The 16,401-nt window shown below is 47.2% G+C and carries 18 protein-coding genes; 9 read left to right on the top strand and 9 right to left on the bottom strand.

Annotated features, from left to right (window positions below; translation table 11 throughout):
- Positions 1–4 precede the first annotated feature (4 nt).
- Together ABEW34_RS05245 and ABEW34_RS05240 are read left to right on the top strand one after the other, a co-directional pair.
- Positions 5–349, top strand: coding sequence for a hypothetical protein (locus tag ABEW34_RS05245; protein WP_430155549.1), 345 nt, complete (start codon positions 5–7; stop codon positions 347–349).
- Between the two features lie 104 nt (positions 350–453).
- A complete protein-coding gene (locus ABEW34_RS05240; protein ID WP_430155546.1) occupies positions 454–1,023 on the top strand; it encodes a hypothetical protein in 570 nt (189 codons plus the stop codon).
- Positions 1,024–1,080: 57 nt separating this feature from the next.
- On the opposite strand, the gene ABEW34_RS05235 is transcribed toward ABEW34_RS05240, so the two are convergent.
- On the bottom strand, positions 1,081–1,650 hold the full coding sequence (locus tag ABEW34_RS05235; protein WP_430155544.1) for a nitroreductase family protein: 570 nt from the start codon (positions 1,648–1,650) through the stop codon (positions 1,081–1,083).
- Between the two features lie 30 nt (positions 1,651–1,680).
- Entirely contained in the window at positions 1,681–3,651 is a 1,971-nt protein-coding gene (locus tag ABEW34_RS05230) for an ABC transporter substrate-binding protein (RefSeq protein ID WP_430155541.1), read from the bottom strand.
- 215 nt (positions 3,652–3,866) lie between these two features.
- On the opposite strand from ABEW34_RS05230, the gene ABEW34_RS05225 reads away from it, so the two are divergent.
- The 6 genes from ABEW34_RS05225 (at position 3,867) to ABEW34_RS05200 (ending at position 9,070) form a co-directional block, all read left to right on the top strand.
- Positions 3,867–5,066, top strand: a complete 1,200-nt coding sequence (locus ABEW34_RS05225) for an MFS transporter (protein WP_430155539.1) — start codon at positions 3,867–3,869, stop codon at positions 5,064–5,066.
- Positions 5,067–5,117: 51 nt separating this feature from the next.
- Complete coding sequence (locus tag ABEW34_RS05220) at positions 5,118–5,426, top strand: hypothetical protein (RefSeq protein ID WP_430155536.1); 309 nt, start codon at positions 5,118–5,120, stop codon at positions 5,424–5,426.
- A gap of 217 nt (positions 5,427–5,643) precedes the next feature.
- Positions 5,644–6,990 (top strand): Ig-like domain-containing protein, encoded by a 1,347-nt coding sequence (locus tag ABEW34_RS05215; protein WP_430155533.1) that lies wholly within the window; start codon positions 5,644–5,646, stop codon positions 6,988–6,990.
- A 546-nt stretch (positions 6,991–7,536) separates the two neighbouring features.
- Entirely contained in the window at positions 7,537–8,175 is a 639-nt protein-coding gene (locus ABEW34_RS05210; protein WP_430155530.1) for a hypothetical protein, read from the top strand.
- Between the two features lie 42 nt (positions 8,176–8,217).
- Positions 8,218–8,613: a hypothetical protein gene (locus tag ABEW34_RS05205; protein ID WP_430155527.1), complete on the top strand. Its 396-nt coding sequence runs from the start codon at positions 8,218–8,220 to the stop codon at positions 8,611–8,613.
- Positions 8,614–8,674: 61 nt separating this feature from the next.
- A complete protein-coding gene (locus ABEW34_RS05200; RefSeq protein WP_430155524.1) occupies positions 8,675–9,070 on the top strand; it encodes a hypothetical protein in 396 nt (131 codons plus the stop codon).
- A 345-nt stretch (positions 9,071–9,415) separates the two neighbouring features.
- Here the strand turns inward: ABEW34_RS05200 and ABEW34_RS05195 are convergent, their stop codons facing one another.
- The 3 genes from ABEW34_RS05195 to ABEW34_RS05185 all read right to left on the bottom strand — a co-directional run bounded on the left by ABEW34_RS05195 (position 9,416) and on the right by ABEW34_RS05185 (position 11,114).
- The gene (locus ABEW34_RS05195) at positions 9,416–9,949 is read right to left on the bottom strand and encodes an isochorismatase family protein (RefSeq protein ID WP_430155521.1); all 534 of its coding nucleotides are present in this window, start codon (positions 9,947–9,949) and stop codon (positions 9,416–9,418) included.
- A 22-nt stretch (positions 9,950–9,971) separates the two neighbouring features.
- A complete protein-coding gene (locus ABEW34_RS05190) occupies positions 9,972–10,373 on the bottom strand; it encodes a ribosomal-processing cysteine protease Prp (protein WP_430155519.1) in 402 nt (133 codons plus the stop codon).
- A 231-nt stretch (positions 10,374–10,604) separates the two neighbouring features.
- Positions 10,605–11,114 carry an alpha-L-arabinofuranosidase C-terminal domain-containing protein gene (locus ABEW34_RS05185; protein WP_430155516.1) on the bottom strand — a complete coding sequence of 170 codons (510 nt, stop codon included), beginning with the start codon at positions 11,112–11,114 and terminating at the stop codon, positions 10,605–10,607.
- A gap of 20 nt (positions 11,115–11,134) precedes the next feature.
- On the opposite strand from ABEW34_RS05185, the gene ABEW34_RS05180 reads away from it, so the two are divergent.
- Positions 11,135–11,305, top strand: a complete 171-nt coding sequence (locus tag ABEW34_RS05180; RefSeq protein WP_430155513.1) for a hypothetical protein — start codon at positions 11,135–11,137, stop codon at positions 11,303–11,305.
- 112 nt (positions 11,306–11,417) lie between these two features.
- Here the strand turns inward: ABEW34_RS05180 and ABEW34_RS05175 are convergent, their stop codons facing one another.
- The 4 genes from ABEW34_RS05175 to ABEW34_RS05160 all read right to left on the bottom strand — a co-directional run bounded on the left by ABEW34_RS05175 (position 11,418) and on the right by ABEW34_RS05160 (position 15,914).
- Positions 11,418–12,344 carry a hypothetical protein gene (locus ABEW34_RS05175; RefSeq protein WP_430155510.1) on the bottom strand — a complete coding sequence of 309 codons (927 nt, stop codon included), beginning with the start codon at positions 12,342–12,344 and terminating at the stop codon, positions 11,418–11,420.
- A 159-nt stretch (positions 12,345–12,503) separates the two neighbouring features.
- Entirely contained in the window at positions 12,504–13,649 is a 1,146-nt protein-coding gene (locus ABEW34_RS05170; protein WP_430155507.1) for a glycerate kinase, read from the bottom strand.
- 122 nt (positions 13,650–13,771) lie between these two features.
- Positions 13,772–15,376, bottom strand: a complete 1,605-nt coding sequence (locus ABEW34_RS05165) for a DUF4179 domain-containing protein (RefSeq protein ID WP_430155505.1) — start codon at positions 15,374–15,376, stop codon at positions 13,772–13,774.
- Positions 15,348–15,914 (bottom strand): RNA polymerase sigma factor, encoded by a 567-nt coding sequence (locus tag ABEW34_RS05160; RefSeq protein ID WP_430155502.1) that lies wholly within the window; start codon positions 15,912–15,914, stop codon positions 15,348–15,350. Before ABEW34_RS05160 ends, ABEW34_RS05165 begins: the two co-directional genes overlap by 29 nt.
- Positions 15,915–16,401 lie beyond the last annotated feature (487 nt).

Here is a 16,401-nt window from a genome sequence, read left to right as displayed (position 1 = left end):
CCCATTGAGCTGCCCAGAGCAGCAATCCCAGCGACTAACCGGGCGAAATAATGGGCTTCCACTGCCGTCACTCGCCTTTTTCCATCTTCCTTTGCCTGAATACAATGAAGTGTGGAATTATCACAGCTGCTACGGACATAATTACGAGGGAATGGGGTGTCCAAACGTAAATTCGGGCCTTTTCGCTGCTTTTCTTGAAATGAGTGATGTACGGGGCGTGTTCGTTGGACATGACCATATTAACGATTTCTGGGGTGAGCTGCACGGCATCAGGCTTCATTACGGACGGGCAATCGGCTATAACAGCTATGGCAAAGAAGGGTTCGCACGCGGGGCAAGAATAAACTAGACCATGGTCGGGGAGCAACTATTACCTTAGAAGGTTCCACAGCATACTGTCCTGTATTAAAGTTAAGAGTAGATGTACGTTCTTTAATGTGGAGGTCATATGGAATGAGTATAGAAAAAGAAATTTACGTGCTTCTAACGGACACGGGAACCGTCTTCACAAAGATTATCCGATCGTTCACGAAGGATCCGCTGAATCATGCTTCAATCGCTTTTGATTCGGACCTGCGCGAAGTGTACAGCTTCGGCAGGAAAAATCCGAACAATCCGTTCTTGGGAGGATTCGTCCGGGAAGACGTGAGCAGCGAGTTTTTCGGCGAGTCGATGTGCGCCCTTTATCGATGCACAGTGAGCCCGGCAGTTTATGCTAATCTGAGAAATCAGGTTCAGCATTTTGAGCAAAATCAAGATTTGTATAGCTACAATTTGGTTGGCATGTTAGGCATTCTGTTTAATATCGAATGGGAGCGCAAAAATTCATACTTCTGCTCGCAATTCGTGGCGACGATGTTTCAGCAAAGCGGGATGATCCTGATCGACAAGTCGCCGCTGCTCGTAACGCCTGGCGATCTCCAGCATACGCCCAAGCTGGAATTGGTGTACCATGGATATCTGAATTCATATGTGGGCTGTCAGAACAGCATAGCCGCGGCAAGCTCGTTCCGCACGGCATAGAAGGGATCCCGGAAGAAGTCGGGATCCCTTTTTTCATAAACGGAACGAAATGATCTTTTATTCCCCAGTAACACAGGTTAGCAGTTCCCCCACTGGTGTGCGAGGTCGAGGCTTAGGCTTCTTATCGGGATCAAAATAACCAAGATGCAGCGTGCCGATAATTCGTTCGCCTGGCTTTACGCCCGTAAGCCTGCAAAAATCCGGGTCGAAATTATATTCATTCGTCTTCCATACGACGCCGATTCCTTGCTCCCACGCCAGCAGCTGGATATTCTGTATAAGCGCAGAGCCCGCTCCAACAGCATCCTCCCATTCCCGCTGCCTAGCGTCAGCCTCTATGACGATGAGCAAATGGGCTTGCATGCGTTCGCAATAATCAAGCTGCAGCTTCTGTCCCCATTTTTCCCGCTCGTCTTCCGAGAACGTATGCAGCACCGCATCTGAAAACTGCTGCCTTCCGGCTCCCATAAACAAAATGAATCGCCAAGGCTCCTTGCGCGAATGAACCGGAGCCCATACAGCCGCATCCAACAGAGCAATGACCGTTTCCTTCGCCAATGTCCGTTCGTTAAATTGACGTATTGTTCTTCTTTCGCGAATGAGCTGCTCAATTGCTGATATTGCCATCTCACACCATCCTCCTCTGCTCGCCGCTCTTTATTGGGTAAGAAATTGAACCGTTTCTTCAATAATTTTCGTTTGGCCGATTGGACCGCCAGGACCTTGAAACCATAGACCATAGTCCACCAAATGGACATGGTTATTTTGAACAGCCTTCAAGCTTTTCCACACTTCAGTCTTCTGCATCTCCGTCGTTTCCGCAGGATCGGATGACAATAAGAAGATGTAGTCAGGGTCAATGGACGGCAGCTTCTCTAGCGAGATTATCTGCATCGAATCCGCTGGATTCGGTATAGAAGCTGGCGCTTGCAAGCCTAAATCGTCATAAAGAACTTCATAGTTCCGTTTGCTATAATAGCGCACTTCCTTATCGGACAGGCGCAAAAACATAACCGTTCCATCACCGATGGCTTGCTTGATTTTCTCTTTGCCCTCTGCGGCCAGCTTCTCGTATTCTGCAATGACCTGCTTCGCCTGCTCCGTTCTTCCGAGCATGTCTCCCAGCTTCAACAGACTCGTCTTCATTCGAATAATGCCCTGCTCATCCTTTACTTTCTCCGCAAACAAGGTAGGGGCAATTTTATTTAAGCTGGCAAAGGATTCACCCATAAAGTCTTGGCCAATAATCAGATCTGGCTCCAAGGCTAAAATGCTCTCAAAATTCGGCTCCACCTGCCAGCCTAAATTTTTCTGTCCTTGCAGGCGGTCGGCAAGATAGGTTGGAAATTGATCGCTGCCTTCTTCATTGCTTGATGCCGCCTGCGGCACGATGCCAAGCGCCAGCAAATAATCAGTAGCGGCCGGAAATAAAGAAATAATATTTTGAGGCTCCCCTTTAATAACCGTTTCTCCCCACGCATGCTGAATGACTTTATCCTGCGCGGCGGGCTGCTGGGTTGCCTGCTCGCTGTTCACTTGTTGTGCTGCATTGCTGCCGTTTCCATTGCCACTCGCAGCCGTCGTGTTGGTTGAACCAGAACATGCTGAAAGTATGAGTGTAAGGCTAAGCATAAGCAGAAGCGTAATCGACTGTTTCGGTTTCATTGGTATGCGTGAATCCCCTTTTTGTTTATATTGATAATGATTATCACCATTATGAATATAACGGCGAAAGGAACGCCTGACAATGGAGGATTCTGACCTGCCCGTAGCATTATACTGATCGGATGGCAAATGAACGTAGTTCGTTTTGAAGCGTCCCGGAGAAATGCCCACATATTTTTTGAAAATACGATTGAAGTACATCGCGTCTGGGATACCCACGCTTTCCGCAATCGCCTGTAGAGACGCATCGGTATGCAGCAGGAGCTCTCTCGCTTTATGGATTCGAAGGCGCGTCAAATATTCAATGAGGCTGCTTCCCGTCTCTTTTTTAAACATTCTTGATAGATGTCCTGCACTGCAATCCAGCAGTTCCGCCAAACCATCCACCATGATCGGCTCTGCATAGCGCTCGTTAAGGTAATGGATAGCTTGTGCCACTATATTAGGTTTAATTGTGGGAATGCCCTGTACCTCCAGCTGCCGCAGCAGCTCGTGGACGAATTGATAAAATAAGGTTTTGACTTGAAATTTTGAAAGTGCGTCCGCTTGCCTCCACATTTGATCAAGGCTTGTAACATAGTTGTATAAAGCAATCGGATAATGGGGAATGAAGGCGTATTGAAGGTGAAAAGGGAGCTGCTGCTCCAGCAAGGCTTGAAGCTCTCTGCTGCTGGGCAGCGGAAGGCTGGCCCGATAATAAATCATATAATATTCAAAGCAGTCCTCGACGCCGGAAATATCCAGACCTATGCCCTTGCCGCCATGCAGCACCTGCAGCTTGTTCACCTCATAGAATTTTCCGTCCAGAGCAACCCGTGCGCCGCCTCTTGTTGTATATATAAAACCGCTGGCTGGCAGCCGGTAGCCCTTCACTTGCTCCCCGGTGCGCATAACCTGATGACGTATGTCTAATATTTTTATAGAAGCCTGATTCCACAGCCTAACATGCTGCTCTATATCCATCGTTTCACCTTCCGCAAAAGCCCTGATCTATCTGCCTCTCTATTTTATCGAGAATAATTCTCAACTACAATATAAATTTTATGTAATGCCATTAATAAATAGCTTGATATTGCGCCCAAAAACCTAAATAATGATGGAATAGGTCTAATTGCTTGGATACATATCGTAGCGTTTAGCGATTTATTTTGCACAGCAGAAAGGTTGTCTTTTACATCATGGAACTATCTCAACGTTTAAGCCAGAAACGGGCCGCCAAGGAACCGTTCCCGGTCTCCATTCTCTCTCTTACGGTTGGCGCTTTTGCCATCGGCATGACGGAGTTTGTCATCATGGGGCTTCTGCCTAATGTCGCTACAGATTTGCATGTCAGCATCTCGGCTGCCGGACAGCTCATTACGATGTATGCCCTTGGGGTAGCCATCGGGGCCCCGATATTGACCATGCTCACCCAACAAATTCCGCAAAAGCGGCTGTTATGTCTGCTGATGATTTTATTTATTGTCGGCAATGTCATTTCGGTCTTTGCCCCTAGCTATGCCGTCCTGATGGGCGCACGGGTCATTACCGCGTTGACGCACGGTACTTTTTTCGGGGTCGGAGCCGTGATCGCTTCCAATCTTGTACCGCCGAACAAACGGGCCGGGGCCGTATCGATTATGATGGCTGGACTCACGATTGCCAATATCATTGGCGTTCCTCTCGGTACCTTTATCGGACAAAATATGGGCTGGCGAGCTTCATTCGGAGCTATTGCCATCATGGGCGCCATCGCCTTGGCAGGCATACTGGTTTTCATTCCAAAAATCAAGCAGGAACAAACAGCAAGCATCGTTCAACAGCTTGCCGCTCTTGCAAGACCAAAGCTCCTTGTATTCCTGCTAATATGCGCGCTCGGCAATTCCGGACTATTCGCCGTCTTCACTTATATTACGCCGCTGCTTACACAGGTTACGGGCTTTGCTGAGCACAGTGTAACGTGGATTTTAGTTCTTTTCGGCTGCGGCGTAACGCTCGGCAACATTGTCGGCGGGAAGCTTGCCGACTGGAAGCTGATGCCCGCCATTTTAGGGCTTTATGTGGCCATATCTGTTATTTTGGCTATCCTAACCTTTACGATTCATAGTCCAGCTGCGGCCGTAGTGACGATTTTCCTCTGGGGAGCCGGTTCCTTTGCGGTTATGCCGGGGCTGCAGGTTCGCATTATGAGCCTTGCCAAAGCCGCTCCTGCTCTCGCCTCTACCTCCAGCCACTCCGCCGGCAATCTCGGCAATGCGGTGGGCGCTTTTATTGGCGGCTGGGTCATCACTCATCTGTCCTTAAACGCACTCCCATGGGTTGGAGCTGTGCTTGTGGGAATGGCGCTAATGCTGGGGCTTGCAACCTATATGTCAGAACGCAAGACAATCAAATTATAAAGATAATCAAATAAAAAAAGTTAATCTACACCTTAAATTGGAGGGTTTACAATGAGCAAACGCTATCGCATTACAAGAGTCTTGCAAAATAACGACTCGTCGGCGCTGACAATTTCTTTGGAAGAATGCAAACAATATTTTGCGTCGAAGCCTGATTTTTCGTATACATCGGTGTTTACCGTAAAAGGCGCTACCACGATGTCCATAGAAGGCGATTTCTTTATGTGGAGCTGCGGAGAAGCTTCGATCCCCTTCCGGCATTATGATGGCGATATTTACGTTTCCGGCACGAACGATGTGGTCATTCCTAAAGTCATTGAGGTTGCAAGCGAGCTGATCGCTGACATCGTGAACGAGTAGTTTTCGAGCCAACTCCAAACGATTACTTCATGCACAAATAGCCCCCACCTCCATTACAACGTGGATGTCGGGGCTATTTTTTATGCCTGTTTTCGCTATTCTTATTTATCATTTATATAAATTTTGACAAAAAGTTCACAAAAATACAATTGTCAAAAATAGATAAATATGTAATGATTGTACTCGTAGTCTACTAGAAGAAAAAGGAGAGTTTACCATGTTCAAGCGGCTTTTATTGGCGGTTTCTCTACTAGTCACGGCAGTATTTGGCGGGTTTTCCTTCACACCTAGCGCGAATGCCCAGGCCATTCCCGAGGTAAGTCTGACAACCAGCAGCACACAATTGCCATCTTTCGACATTCCGGAAAGCAGCAGGCTTGACCTTACACAAGCGTTGCCTGCACCTTCAGACATCTCTAGTTCGACACAAAGCCTGCAACAGCGCTCCCTCGACTCCGTGACTCAGGCGGTATACAATACCGATCCTGGCAACGCCTATACGATCAATACAGGCCAAGTCTATTTTGATTATATTGACCAAGCTGGCGGGCAGAAGTGGTTTAACTTTCAAACGACTGCGCCTAGCAAGCTGACCGCTTTTTTACAAACGGTGCAATCCGCATCTGTCGATTATGATTTGCACTTATTCCGCTTAGATTTAGATACTTTGCAATTGGTAGAGGAATATTATTCGGTTTATGGTCCGCAAATGGACGAGCAAGTAAGCCGGATTGCTCCAGCGGGCATTTATTATTTGGCCGTAAATACGGTAGCTGGCTATGATGCAAGCAATCCGTTCTACTTTACAGTCGTTCAATCCTCTGTTTATGACAGTGCCGAGCCTGATGACAACTATGTGTATGCCAAGGCAAAAACAAGCGCCTTTACCGTCAGCCAGACTATCGACAATGCTTTTGACGAGGACTGGATCAAATTCACGGTCAGTGCAGCTAAGCAGTACACGATATCTTTTAACAATCCAGCTGCTGGCACAAACTATCAGGTTAACATTTACAACCAGAACCTAAATCAACTGGCCACCATTAACCAAAATACAAGTGGAACCTACAACATGAGTGCCGGCACTTATTATTTTAGAGTATTAAGCACATCTTCGTTTAATGCTTCGCAGCCTTACACCTTCAGCGTGAGCAATGCGGCCGCGGCAGTCACGGTATCGAATATTACCTCCGACCCTAACGTTTCAGGTTATATGACCTATGGATATGGCAATAAATATCGCATTCAAAACTATATAACCGTGACGGGATCGGCTAGAGATTCAAGCGGAAATGCAGCGGCTAATGTCCCTATTACCGTGAGCATCAGAACGGTTCTAAACAATCTGCTTTATACGGCTACTACCACTACTAATTCCAGCGGAGGATTCACTGCCTCCATCTCCAGCATCCAGCCTGGTGTTGGGCTTTATGGCTATGATAACTGGGTTTCCTACCACTACTTTGATATTATTCCGATCCAGTTCAGCTCCAATAATGCCGTATTGAGTTCTAATGAAACGACGCTTTACCACTTTGCTTATCAGATTTATCAACCTCATTAAATATTAAATGTGAGATGATAGAAGCATGATAAAAGCACAATAGAACAAAAGCCAATGCTCGCGAACTATCGCGGCATTGGCTCTTTTTTCAAAAAAATAGTATCCTATCCCTATTCGTTGCGATTAGCCTACACAGGGCAAGAGGGTGGAAAGTTAAGAAGACAGGTTAAGACGACATTAAAGCAACTATTTGTTCCTTTAAATAAGCCTTTGCTTGCTCCACACAATACCGAATATATTTAGCATCATCAAATAATTTACTCATCATGACTCCGCCTTCAATTAGCTCGATGGCTACACTACATGCTGCTTCCACATCCGGATTGTTGCGAAATTCTTGTATACCGTTCCCTTCCCTAATGATATCCCAAGCTAATCTCCGACAACGACGTGAACTCGTTGGAATGGTGCGGCATTCAGCTGATTTTCTAGCCTTTCATCAGCTCCACTCAGCCTGCATAAATCTAGTAGAACTCTTCTCTACCTCAGCTTTGTGGTATACTACCAATGATTTACATTTACCAAATAAAATTGGGGGTACCTTTTTTGAAGAAAATACATATATGGGGAGCGGCTGCATTAATCGTATGCTTGTCACTTGTCGGATGTTCCCAAGCATCTACAAATCAACAACAAGCTCAAGCTGCGGAAGTTGAAAAAGCTGCGGACACAAACGAGCAATCACAATCGATTGAGGTCGATAACAGGCTGCTTCATACCGAATTTACGATGCCAGCTTCCATACTCAAAGACCAGGATATGGACAGTATAACGGCTGATGCGAAGAAGATTGGGATTGACGAAATTACTACAAATACGGACGGTTCCGTCACTTTTAGAATGCCGAAAGCTGCTCATAAGGAATTAATGAAAAAAGCAGGAAAAGGCATGCTGCAAGCGATAGAGGATCTAAAAAGTGGGAACTATTTGGCATTTATTAAGGATGTCAAGCATAACAAAGCTTTCTCAGAGTTTACATTTATCGTGGATCAAAAAGCTTACAAAAACAGCTTCGATGCAATTGCGAATTTTGGCATTGGAGCGGCGGCAATGTCTTATCAAGCAATTGCTGGCGTATCTCCCGAAGAGCTCAAGGTCACCATTAACATTCAGGACGAGGGTACGGGGACCATTTTTGAAACGATTATTTATCCGGATGCTTTAAATGAAATGAGTGGCAAGTAAGCGGGAAATCTATAAAACTAGGATTTGGGGGCCGAAGGAGCCATGGACAAAAAGCAGGCGGAAACGATCCGCATCATGAAATATCGTTACAGCGGGCCTAAAAACGGCATCGGCTATTCCTTTAGCCCCGTTCGTTATGAGGATGCAGAACCAACCAATAATCGGATTTTTATTTATGAGGAAGATTTCAGCGATATGCTGCCCTATATTCAGAAAAAATACCCGCTTGCCGATATACGCACAGGCGAGATTTATGCAGCCTTCGATCCTTGCTGGGATAATCCGATTCCGAATGCGGTCTGGGAACAGGTTGTGCAGGAGCTTGATGCCCTGTCTGTAGAAGACCCTGGTCAGCTTGCCTTCATCCATTCGTTCACCGCCTGGGTTCGCGAGGTGCTGGAGCAGGCTGATGAAATTGTGATTTGCGGCAATTTGTAGAAGGCCTGATCTCTGCTCCCCCTTTCCCACGCCAGCAAATTCATATGAACAGGTGATCAAGTTGAAGAACAAGCTGCGCAGTATATCAATCGACGGAGTAGACTATAAATATACGCTGTCTATACGGGTGGAGAGCCAGACCTGTATGCACGAACTGAAAATTTATTTACAGAATTCCAAAATCCACCCTTTACACATTCGTATACGCACATGGGATGATCCTATCGCAGGGTGTCCACTAAATTCGGGATTTATATTGGCTAATGATAGTAACAACATGCCTGAAGAGGATTACAATCTCAATCATCCCAAACGGGTTCGAGAGTGGCTCTTATATGGATTAAACTGCGGGTGGAACGGGGCGAAAATGCTTGTCATCGAGGACGGGCTGGCCGCTATGAAGGAAATGGGATATGAAATAGAGCGAATACAAGCTAGTGCGTGCATGCAAACGTAAACGAGCCAGAAGCAGAGGATACTCCCTGCACAAAGACTAACTTGGCGGACTCAGAAGCCGCTATTTAACCGAACCACGGGTTTAGGCACTATCTGCGGGCTCAGGAGCCGCTAATGCGCTGTAAATGCCCATTTTGATGGGATAATGAGTGCGATAACGGCTTTCCTGTCCGCTTACGGTCTGAAATCGTAGAAAAAGCCAGAATAGCGGAACCCCAGTCCTCCAAAAAAAGGAATTAACTTCCATGCCTGCTTAAAATAAATCAAAAAAAGTGGCGATAGCTCGTTGAGAAACGTTGACGGCATTTTTCAAGTGCAAAGGGTCTTACATGGTTAAAATACAGGGTTAAAATACTTGCTCATCTAATTCGCGAATCTTGACAAACCTTCCATTCCATATGTGCTCGTGATGCTCAATAATTTGAGGAGCGGTCAGCACAGCGTTCGCAAGGGTGCTATGGCTATTTTTCGCCAAAATATTAGACTTATAGCCCCGGCTGTACGCGGCTCGAATCGTTGTATCCAAACAAAATTCGGTTTGTGCTCCGGCAAAAATAAGCTGTTCAATCGATTTACCCTCCAATAAAACAGGCAATTCGGTGTTGTGGAACGAATCCCATGTCGTTTTTCGGATGACTGCATCCCCTGGCCTAATATCCAGTCCGTGATGCAACTGCCAATCTGGTGAATCGACATAAAATTCTCCATTTTTATTGTTATAATCCGTATGCTGGATAAAAATCACCGGAACCTCTGCCCTTCGTGCAGCCGCAATCCATTGGTTAATGCGGAGCACCAAGTCCTCTTTTTGATATAAGTAATTTTCCGGCAAGTTAAAAAAAACCTCCTGCACATCGATAACGATTAATGCTTGTTTCATCCCGGTTCCCCCTGGTTTCACTTCAATTCTTCTCCACCCTTATTTCCTCAATAATCAAATATTGCTCGCCATATGAACGCTGAATGTCTTCCATGCCTAGCCGGAGTGATCGCAACAAAATTTGCGAATCCCGGCTGACTTTTTCATGAATGATGCATTTCATATAGTTCCTGCCCGTGTCTACCTCTGGACTGTCATCTGTAAATTCATGGATGGAATTAACGGCATTAATTGTAAGCGTGGACACGGCTGCGGCAATAATGTCTAACCCATATTTGGAAAATCCCGTGCTGCCCTTGGCTACAAAACCATAAATATCCTGATTGGCGCAGGTAAAAAAGGTTATGACGAAAGGATCTCTGTGTTCCTCTACTAAAATGTCCCTTTGTCTTTCCATTCTTATGTTGATATCATCATGCTCCATGAAAACCATCTCCTTGGTCGGTTCAAGAATGCTAAATCCGCTATTGAAAATGGGATAATTCCCCTGCTGCTTAAATTTTAATATAGCATGCTGCTGGACCAACGTATAGCTGATTCGAAGCGATGCTAGAAATTAAGCCCATTTCCCCTCACCAAAAAAAGACCAGCCCCAACTGATCCTGTTCCTGTTCGACTCACCGCCATAACTCCTAATGCACCGTTAAAACTTTCCCTATTCCCCATCCTTGCAAAACATCTTAATGACATGAAATGACTTCGCATGGACCTCATATTCCATCGTGCTGCTCACTTTGATTTCGTGTTTTTGCGGTGAAGCAAGGACGACAACATCGGCATTCCGCTCAAGCCCTGTCATAAAGGCTGCCTCCCCCAAAGCGGCACTCCAGTTGTTAAAATGGGGCGCGTTCATGCCATTGCCATGGTGAGCGGCATATTCGCCAGCAAATACTTTAATGTTTCTTGGGTACTTGTCGTAGAAATGGACGTTTTCGCACAGCCATTCCGGCTTTACATAATAATGCTCATCTACCGCGTACACGAAATCCGGATTTTTCGCCGCTCTGTCTTTATAGTAGTTCCACGCATTTTCATAGTTTTTCGAGGAAATATCCGGGCCGGCTGAGCCGATGAGCTTCATCGCTGGATATTGACGATGAATGGCTTGCTGGAACAGGTCGGAGCGCTTATAAAAATCGACATGCTCCGTCTCCCATCGATGCATACGAGCTCATCGAAATTGGCATGACCTATAAGGAAGTAACTGAAATTGTTGGCGGCAACGGCCGAGCTTTGAGTGAAACCGCAGATATGGTCGTCTACTCCTATTACGGCGCTGGGGATACAGGGGCAAATGCGGTGCTCTCTTTTAATAAAGGAAAGCTGCTATCCAAGGCACAGGCAGGACTCGACTAAAACTAACGAGCTAAAAAAAAGAACAGGCAGCCTGCACTCATTCAAAACGTGAGATGAAGGTTGTCTGTTCTTTTAATTCTACTGTGGATTCTTTCTCCTAAGTCTATATGAACTAAATTAATTCTTCAATCGCCACTTTGTACAAATAGCTGCCTTTACTGAACAGCACACGATTTTCTCGAAAATCTTGAGTAAGCGGTTTGAGCGGCTCCGCCTGCTCATTCAAAAAATGGATTTTGTGCCCCGCACTCAAGCTGTCTCGTTTTTCATTTTTCTTCAAAATAAAGGTCTCGTGTTTGCCGTAGCCGCCGTCGAACAAAAAGTGGTACCCATCCGTACAAAACCCGGCGGAGCCGGAAATATTCGGATTCATATAGGTAACCTTAGCTTGCTCGGGTCCGCCTGAAATACGGCCTAACAGAAAGTCCGTGTAAAAATAGAACCAGATCTCCTGTTCATTCACGACATTCAGCGCATAACAATCCGCGATATTCGACATATGGTCTTCATATATTTTGTTGCCATGCTCATCCCAAGCCAGGAGACCTTGTGCCCCAATGGGATGATTCCACCCGTTGTTTCCAAAAACGCCTTCGTCGAAATAACTGGTCCAAATGGTGCCCTTCTCTGTTACCTGCACGCTCTGAATGCCATCCCCCAGCATAAATTCGCGAACGGTCTCGCCCTTATAGTCACATACTTTGGCGTTCAAATCATATCTGTCTAAGCCATAATAAGTGCAGCGCGCACCGACCAACAGCAGTTTATTCCGAAGGGGCTGTACATAATGATAATTGAAATGCTGCCGCTCAATCACCACTGCTTCCATATAGTTATCTTCTATGACGAGCACCTTGTAGGTATTCGTTTCCTTCAGTGCTGATGGGACGTGCACGCCTCGTTTCCGTTTCGGGATGCGGTTAACCAGCAGTACATACACGCATTCATCCCCGCCGAGCTGGGCCGAAACCACCTCAAAGCCCTCCATATGCACAGACATATCCGCATAAGGCTGCAGCGTTACCGTTTTATCAAACATATCCATTCCTCCCCTTCGTTATCATCAAAAGCACCGTCGGTATTCAATAACTGAATTATGTGTGAGCACGGTACTCCTGAACAGGGTAGAAGTATGGCAAAGGATAAAGAAGGCACGCTCGTCTCCATTGACCTGTCTTGAATTAGCCCCGCAGCTCGCTTATACGTTCGTTAATTTCAGCACCCTCGCAATGTTCTCGGCAGTACGTTCTACGTTGCCTGGACCTTCCTTCAGAAGCTTCTCCAAATCGGAGGCTCCAGGAACAATTCCGAATACAGCATCAATGCCTTCGGCGTATAACGTTTCGATCCCCTCCCCAATGTATCCAGCGATAGCTATGACCGGCTTGCCCGCTTCCTTGGCAGCGCGAGCTACACCGTAGGGGGTTTTGCCAAATTTCGTTTGAAAATCGATGCCGCCTTCACCTGTAAACACGACATCAGCCTCAGCCAGCTTGTCTCGAAGTTCTGTATATTCCATTACAATTTCAATACCCTTGCGCAAAACCGCCTGCGTGAAAATCAATAGGCCTGCGCCCAATCCCCCAGCTGCGCCCGCGCCTGGCATGTCTCGAACATCCTTATGCAATTGCTGCTTAACGACATCTGCATAATGCGACAGATTCGCATCCAGCCGCTGAACCATTTCCGGCGTCGCTCCCTTCTGCGGACCAAATACCTGCGAAGCGCCATGCTCCCCGCATAACGGATTCGTCACATCGCAGGCGACAATAAACTGCACTTCCTGCAAACGCTCATCCAGCTTCGACACATCGATGCGTGCCAAGCGGTCAAGAGCTCCGCCTCCACGCGCAAGCGCATTTCCCTGTGCATCTAGGAATTTCACACCAAGCGCTTCAGCCATGCCCGTTCCTCCATCATTGGTGGCGCTGCCGCCGATCCCAATAATGATTTTGCGGATTCCCTGATCCAAGCAAGCGCGAATCACTTCGCCCGTCCCATAGGTTGTGGTGCAAAGTGGATTTCTCGTCTGCTTGGTCACCAGATGAATGCCACTGGCCGATGCCATCTCGATGACCGCCGTTGTACCGTCGCCAAGAATGCCATATGCTGCCGTTACGGTCTGGCCAAGCGGTCCGCTTACTTCTTTATGGTGTATAGTCCCTCCTGTAGCATCCACAAGGGATTGCACCGTTCCTTCTCCTCCGTCAGCCATCGGTACGTGAATATAACCTGCTGCCGGATAGATTTTCCGCAGCCCTTTTTCCATTGCGATACAGACTTCTTTTGCTGTCATGCTTTCCTTGAATGAATCTGGTGCCAGCACGAATATCATTTCTTTCATTTTTTCTCACCCCATCCTCGTGATTGAAAGGAGAAATCCGTAAATCCATGTAGCTGCAATAGCCATCATACCCCAAATGACAGCTTCATAGGGAACAACGCCCATCCGCTGTCCCCGCTGGCTTATTGCGGAATGACACCGCTCGTTCCCTCCGACGGAATGATGAACGACCAGTCGGCATCCTTGTACTCGCGATTGATGACGGTGCGTTTGATCGTCAGCATTTTCGGCATGCGTTCCATGTCATACATCATGAATGCGAGATCAGCCCCATCATCCAAATTCGGATTTTCTTCGCTATATCCCCCACCGGCATACATCCGGTATTCCTTACCGTTTTCGTCAACAGCGACCCAGGTATCCGACGCGAAGTTGGGGTTGCTGAACGTGCCGCCAATTGGAATTCTTCCGTAGCCATCTGAATCGATCGTCAATCCTTTAAGCAGCAATGAATCGCCAGCGTCTTCGAATAGGACAGGTTTTTCGGCAGAAGCTTGAGACGGATCAAAGACGACCGAGGCCTCGCTTTTTTCCCGAATCATATAGCTGTCCAGCACAAACCGAATCTGCTGCTTGTCATAAGCAAAATTGCTGAATTGGTAAAACCATTTCGTCAGACCGCTCCATCGGTCGAGCTCATAGCGACGGCTTGAAAATTCCATTTCCGTCATGCTCGGGCTCTTCTCAAGCACATTGCCTTGTTCATCCTCCAGATGGTAGTTTAACAGATTAAACCCGCTTTGACCGTTTAATGCCCTGCTCGCCGCCTCCGGCGTCAGCGACGTCGTAAATTCAAGCGAGCCTCCGCTCGGCGTTCGGGTTGCTCCTTGCATCTGAATCCGAATGCCGCTTGGCGTCTCATAAGAAATGCCGATAGGGGTGAGCAGCGTCTGGGCTTTCGCCTTGCTCAAATCGACATCGAACCGCAGCATCCATTGACCCTTGACCGTCTTAGACGAAAAGTCATCCGAACCCGGTGTTCCTTGATGCAAGGCAATCTGGTTAATGTAAGCGTCGAGCTGCAGCTTGTCTTTCAATACTGGCCGTCTAAAAACAAATTCGAATCGGCTCGTAGTCGTATTGCCTCCCGTCATAATTCCATAAGGGATATCTCCAATATGCCCTCTATCTACATCAAAAAGATTGAAATTCCCATTAGTAGATTGAATTTCTCCAGCTACCGGATTTCCTTTCGCATCATAAATGTCAATTCCTACAATGAGACGGGTTGAATCAGCTATCACTTCGTTGACCTTCAGCGTATAGCCTTGATCCTCGGCGCTGGCGTCCGGATGCTGCACAAGTCCTGCTTCCTGCGCCTGCTTCATGCCGTTATCCACATAACTGTTTTGGGCAAAAAGCGACCGCACCATATCCGCAAGTGTCGGTTGTGCGTATAGCAGCGTGCTTCCCGCGAGCACGACGGCAGCGGCTGTAAGCCCCCAGACTTTGCGTCTCGAAGATTTTCTGACCGCATGTTGACGTTTGACTTGATGGGCAATAGATGAGGCGCCCGGCTCAAGATCAAGCGGATCACTATTTCCCGCTGGCTCTATGTCGATGCCCTCCAGCTCCAGCATCACCCGATCGGTAAAATCGTCCTGGAGCCTGTCCTCGAACAAGACGCTTTCTATTTTTTTATCTTCCGGTGTCGGTGTCGGTGTCGCTGCTCCAGCCCCCGCTTTAAGATCGGCTGTTTCAGCTTTTGTACGATTCCAAAATGTCATAACGTTGTCCCTCCTTGGCTTCTACCATTTTCCGCAGTCTAATTTTAGCGCGGTGAACGATGTTGGTGACCTGCCGTACCGACATGCCCGTTATGCTGGCGATTTCCTCGTGGCTCAGCTGGTTTGTGTAACGGAGTACCAGCACCAGCCGATAATGCTCAGGCAGCTTCTCCAGCAGATGGTCCAGCTCAGAGCGCAGCTCTTTTTGCAGCAGCTTGGATTCCGGTGTCTCGCGTTCGCAGCCTTCATCCTGTACGGAGGATTCTGGTTTTTTCCGTCGCCAGCCGTCCTTCTGCAAATTTACAGCGATTGTGTAAAGCCAGCCAGCGAAGCTCTGTACTGGATTATGCGATGCCAGCTTGCGGTACGCCTTGAGCAGCGTCTCCTGCGTCAAGTCCTCCGCGTCAGCCTCGGAAGCTCCCATTTTGCGGAACAATCCATAAAGCTTATTTTGATAGCGCCGGACGATATCTGCGTACGCTTGTTTATTTCCGTTCAACACGGCCTCGATTATCATATGATCGTCTCTCAGCTCCACTTGCTTCCCTCCTCTTACGGTGCGACTTTTGTTTATCTCACTGCTAAGACTCCCCATCCTCGCTAATTCTCTCACTTGATTTTAAAAGTTTTTGAACCTATTGTGGTGAATTGGAAATTATTTTAGCAAAAAAGCCTCCAGCCCTCAAAAACAGCCGACCGACTAAGGCACGTATGCAAACGTAAGCGAGCCAGACCCTGATTGAATTTAGTGTCAAACGTATTGCCTCTTCTACCGGAAATATTACTCTTTATGAATATATACAAGCGTACCTTAAGGCAGCTCTATGCGCTTGGTTTCATCGTTTTACTCCCTGCACAAAGATAGTTTTGGCGGATACAGCAGACGCTAATGCACTTCCAATAGCCATTTTTCTGGAATTATTAGGTAGATAACGGATCTCCTGTCCGCTTAAAGCCTAAAATCGTTGAAAAAGCCAGAATAGCGTCGCCTCAGTCCTCGAAAAAAAAGGAGCGAGCTTTCCGAG

This window comes from Paenibacillus algorifonticola (genome assembly GCF_050481745.1).
GTDB classification, from domain to species: domain Bacteria; phylum Bacillota; class Bacilli; order Paenibacillales; family Paenibacillaceae; genus Pristimantibacillus; species Pristimantibacillus algorifonticola_A.
The sequence above is the reverse complement of the archived record's forward strand: the minus strand, read 5'-3'. Positions and strand labels throughout refer to the sequence as shown.

What these genes read in the sequence shown, in the direction of transcription:
- ABEW34_RS05220 (WP_430155536.1), top strand. Translation starts at nt 5,118, where the DNA reads ATGAGCAAACGCTATCGCATTACAAGAGTCTTGCAAAATAACGACTCG.
- ABEW34_RS05165 (WP_430155505.1), bottom strand. Translation starts at nt 15,376, where the DNA reads ATGACATTTTGGAATCGTACAAAAGCTGAAACAGCCGATCTTAAAGCG.
- ABEW34_RS05235 (WP_430155544.1), bottom strand. Translation starts at nt 1,650, where the DNA reads ATGGCAATATCAGCAATTGAGCAGCTCATTCGCGAAAGAAGAACAATA.
- ABEW34_RS05225 (WP_430155539.1), top strand. Translation starts at nt 3,867, where the DNA reads ATGGAACTATCTCAACGTTTAAGCCAGAAACGGGCCGCCAAGGAACCG.
- ABEW34_RS05185 (WP_430155516.1), bottom strand. Translation starts at nt 11,114, where the DNA reads ATGCATCGATGGGAGACGGAGCATGTCGATTTTTATAAGCGCTCCGAC.
- ABEW34_RS05170 (WP_430155507.1), bottom strand. Translation starts at nt 13,649, where the DNA reads ATGAAAGAAATGATATTCGTGCTGGCACCAGATTCATTCAAGGAAAGC.
- ABEW34_RS05195 (WP_430155521.1), bottom strand. Translation starts at nt 9,949, where the DNA reads ATGAAACAAGCATTAATCGTTATCGATGTGCAGGAGGTTTTTTTTAAC.
- ABEW34_RS05240 (WP_430155546.1), top strand. Translation starts at nt 454, where the DNA reads ATGAGTATAGAAAAAGAAATTTACGTGCTTCTAACGGACACGGGAACC.
- ABEW34_RS05190 (WP_430155519.1), bottom strand. Translation starts at nt 10,373, where the DNA reads ATGGAGCATGATGATATCAACATAAGAATGGAAAGACAAAGGGACATT.
- ABEW34_RS05180 (WP_430155513.1), top strand. Translation starts at nt 11,135, where the DNA reads ATGACCTATAAGGAAGTAACTGAAATTGTTGGCGGCAACGGCCGAGCT.
- ABEW34_RS05215 (WP_430155533.1), top strand. Translation starts at nt 5,644, where the DNA reads ATGTTCAAGCGGCTTTTATTGGCGGTTTCTCTACTAGTCACGGCAGTA.
- ABEW34_RS05230 (WP_430155541.1), bottom strand. Translation starts at nt 3,651, where the DNA reads ATGGATATAGAGCAGCATGTTAGGCTGTGGAATCAGGCTTCTATAAAA.
- ABEW34_RS05175 (WP_430155510.1), bottom strand. Translation starts at nt 12,344, where the DNA reads ATGTTTGATAAAACGGTAACGCTGCAGCCTTATGCGGATATGTCTGTG.
- ABEW34_RS05205 (WP_430155527.1), top strand. Translation starts at nt 8,218, where the DNA reads ATGGACAAAAAGCAGGCGGAAACGATCCGCATCATGAAATATCGTTAC.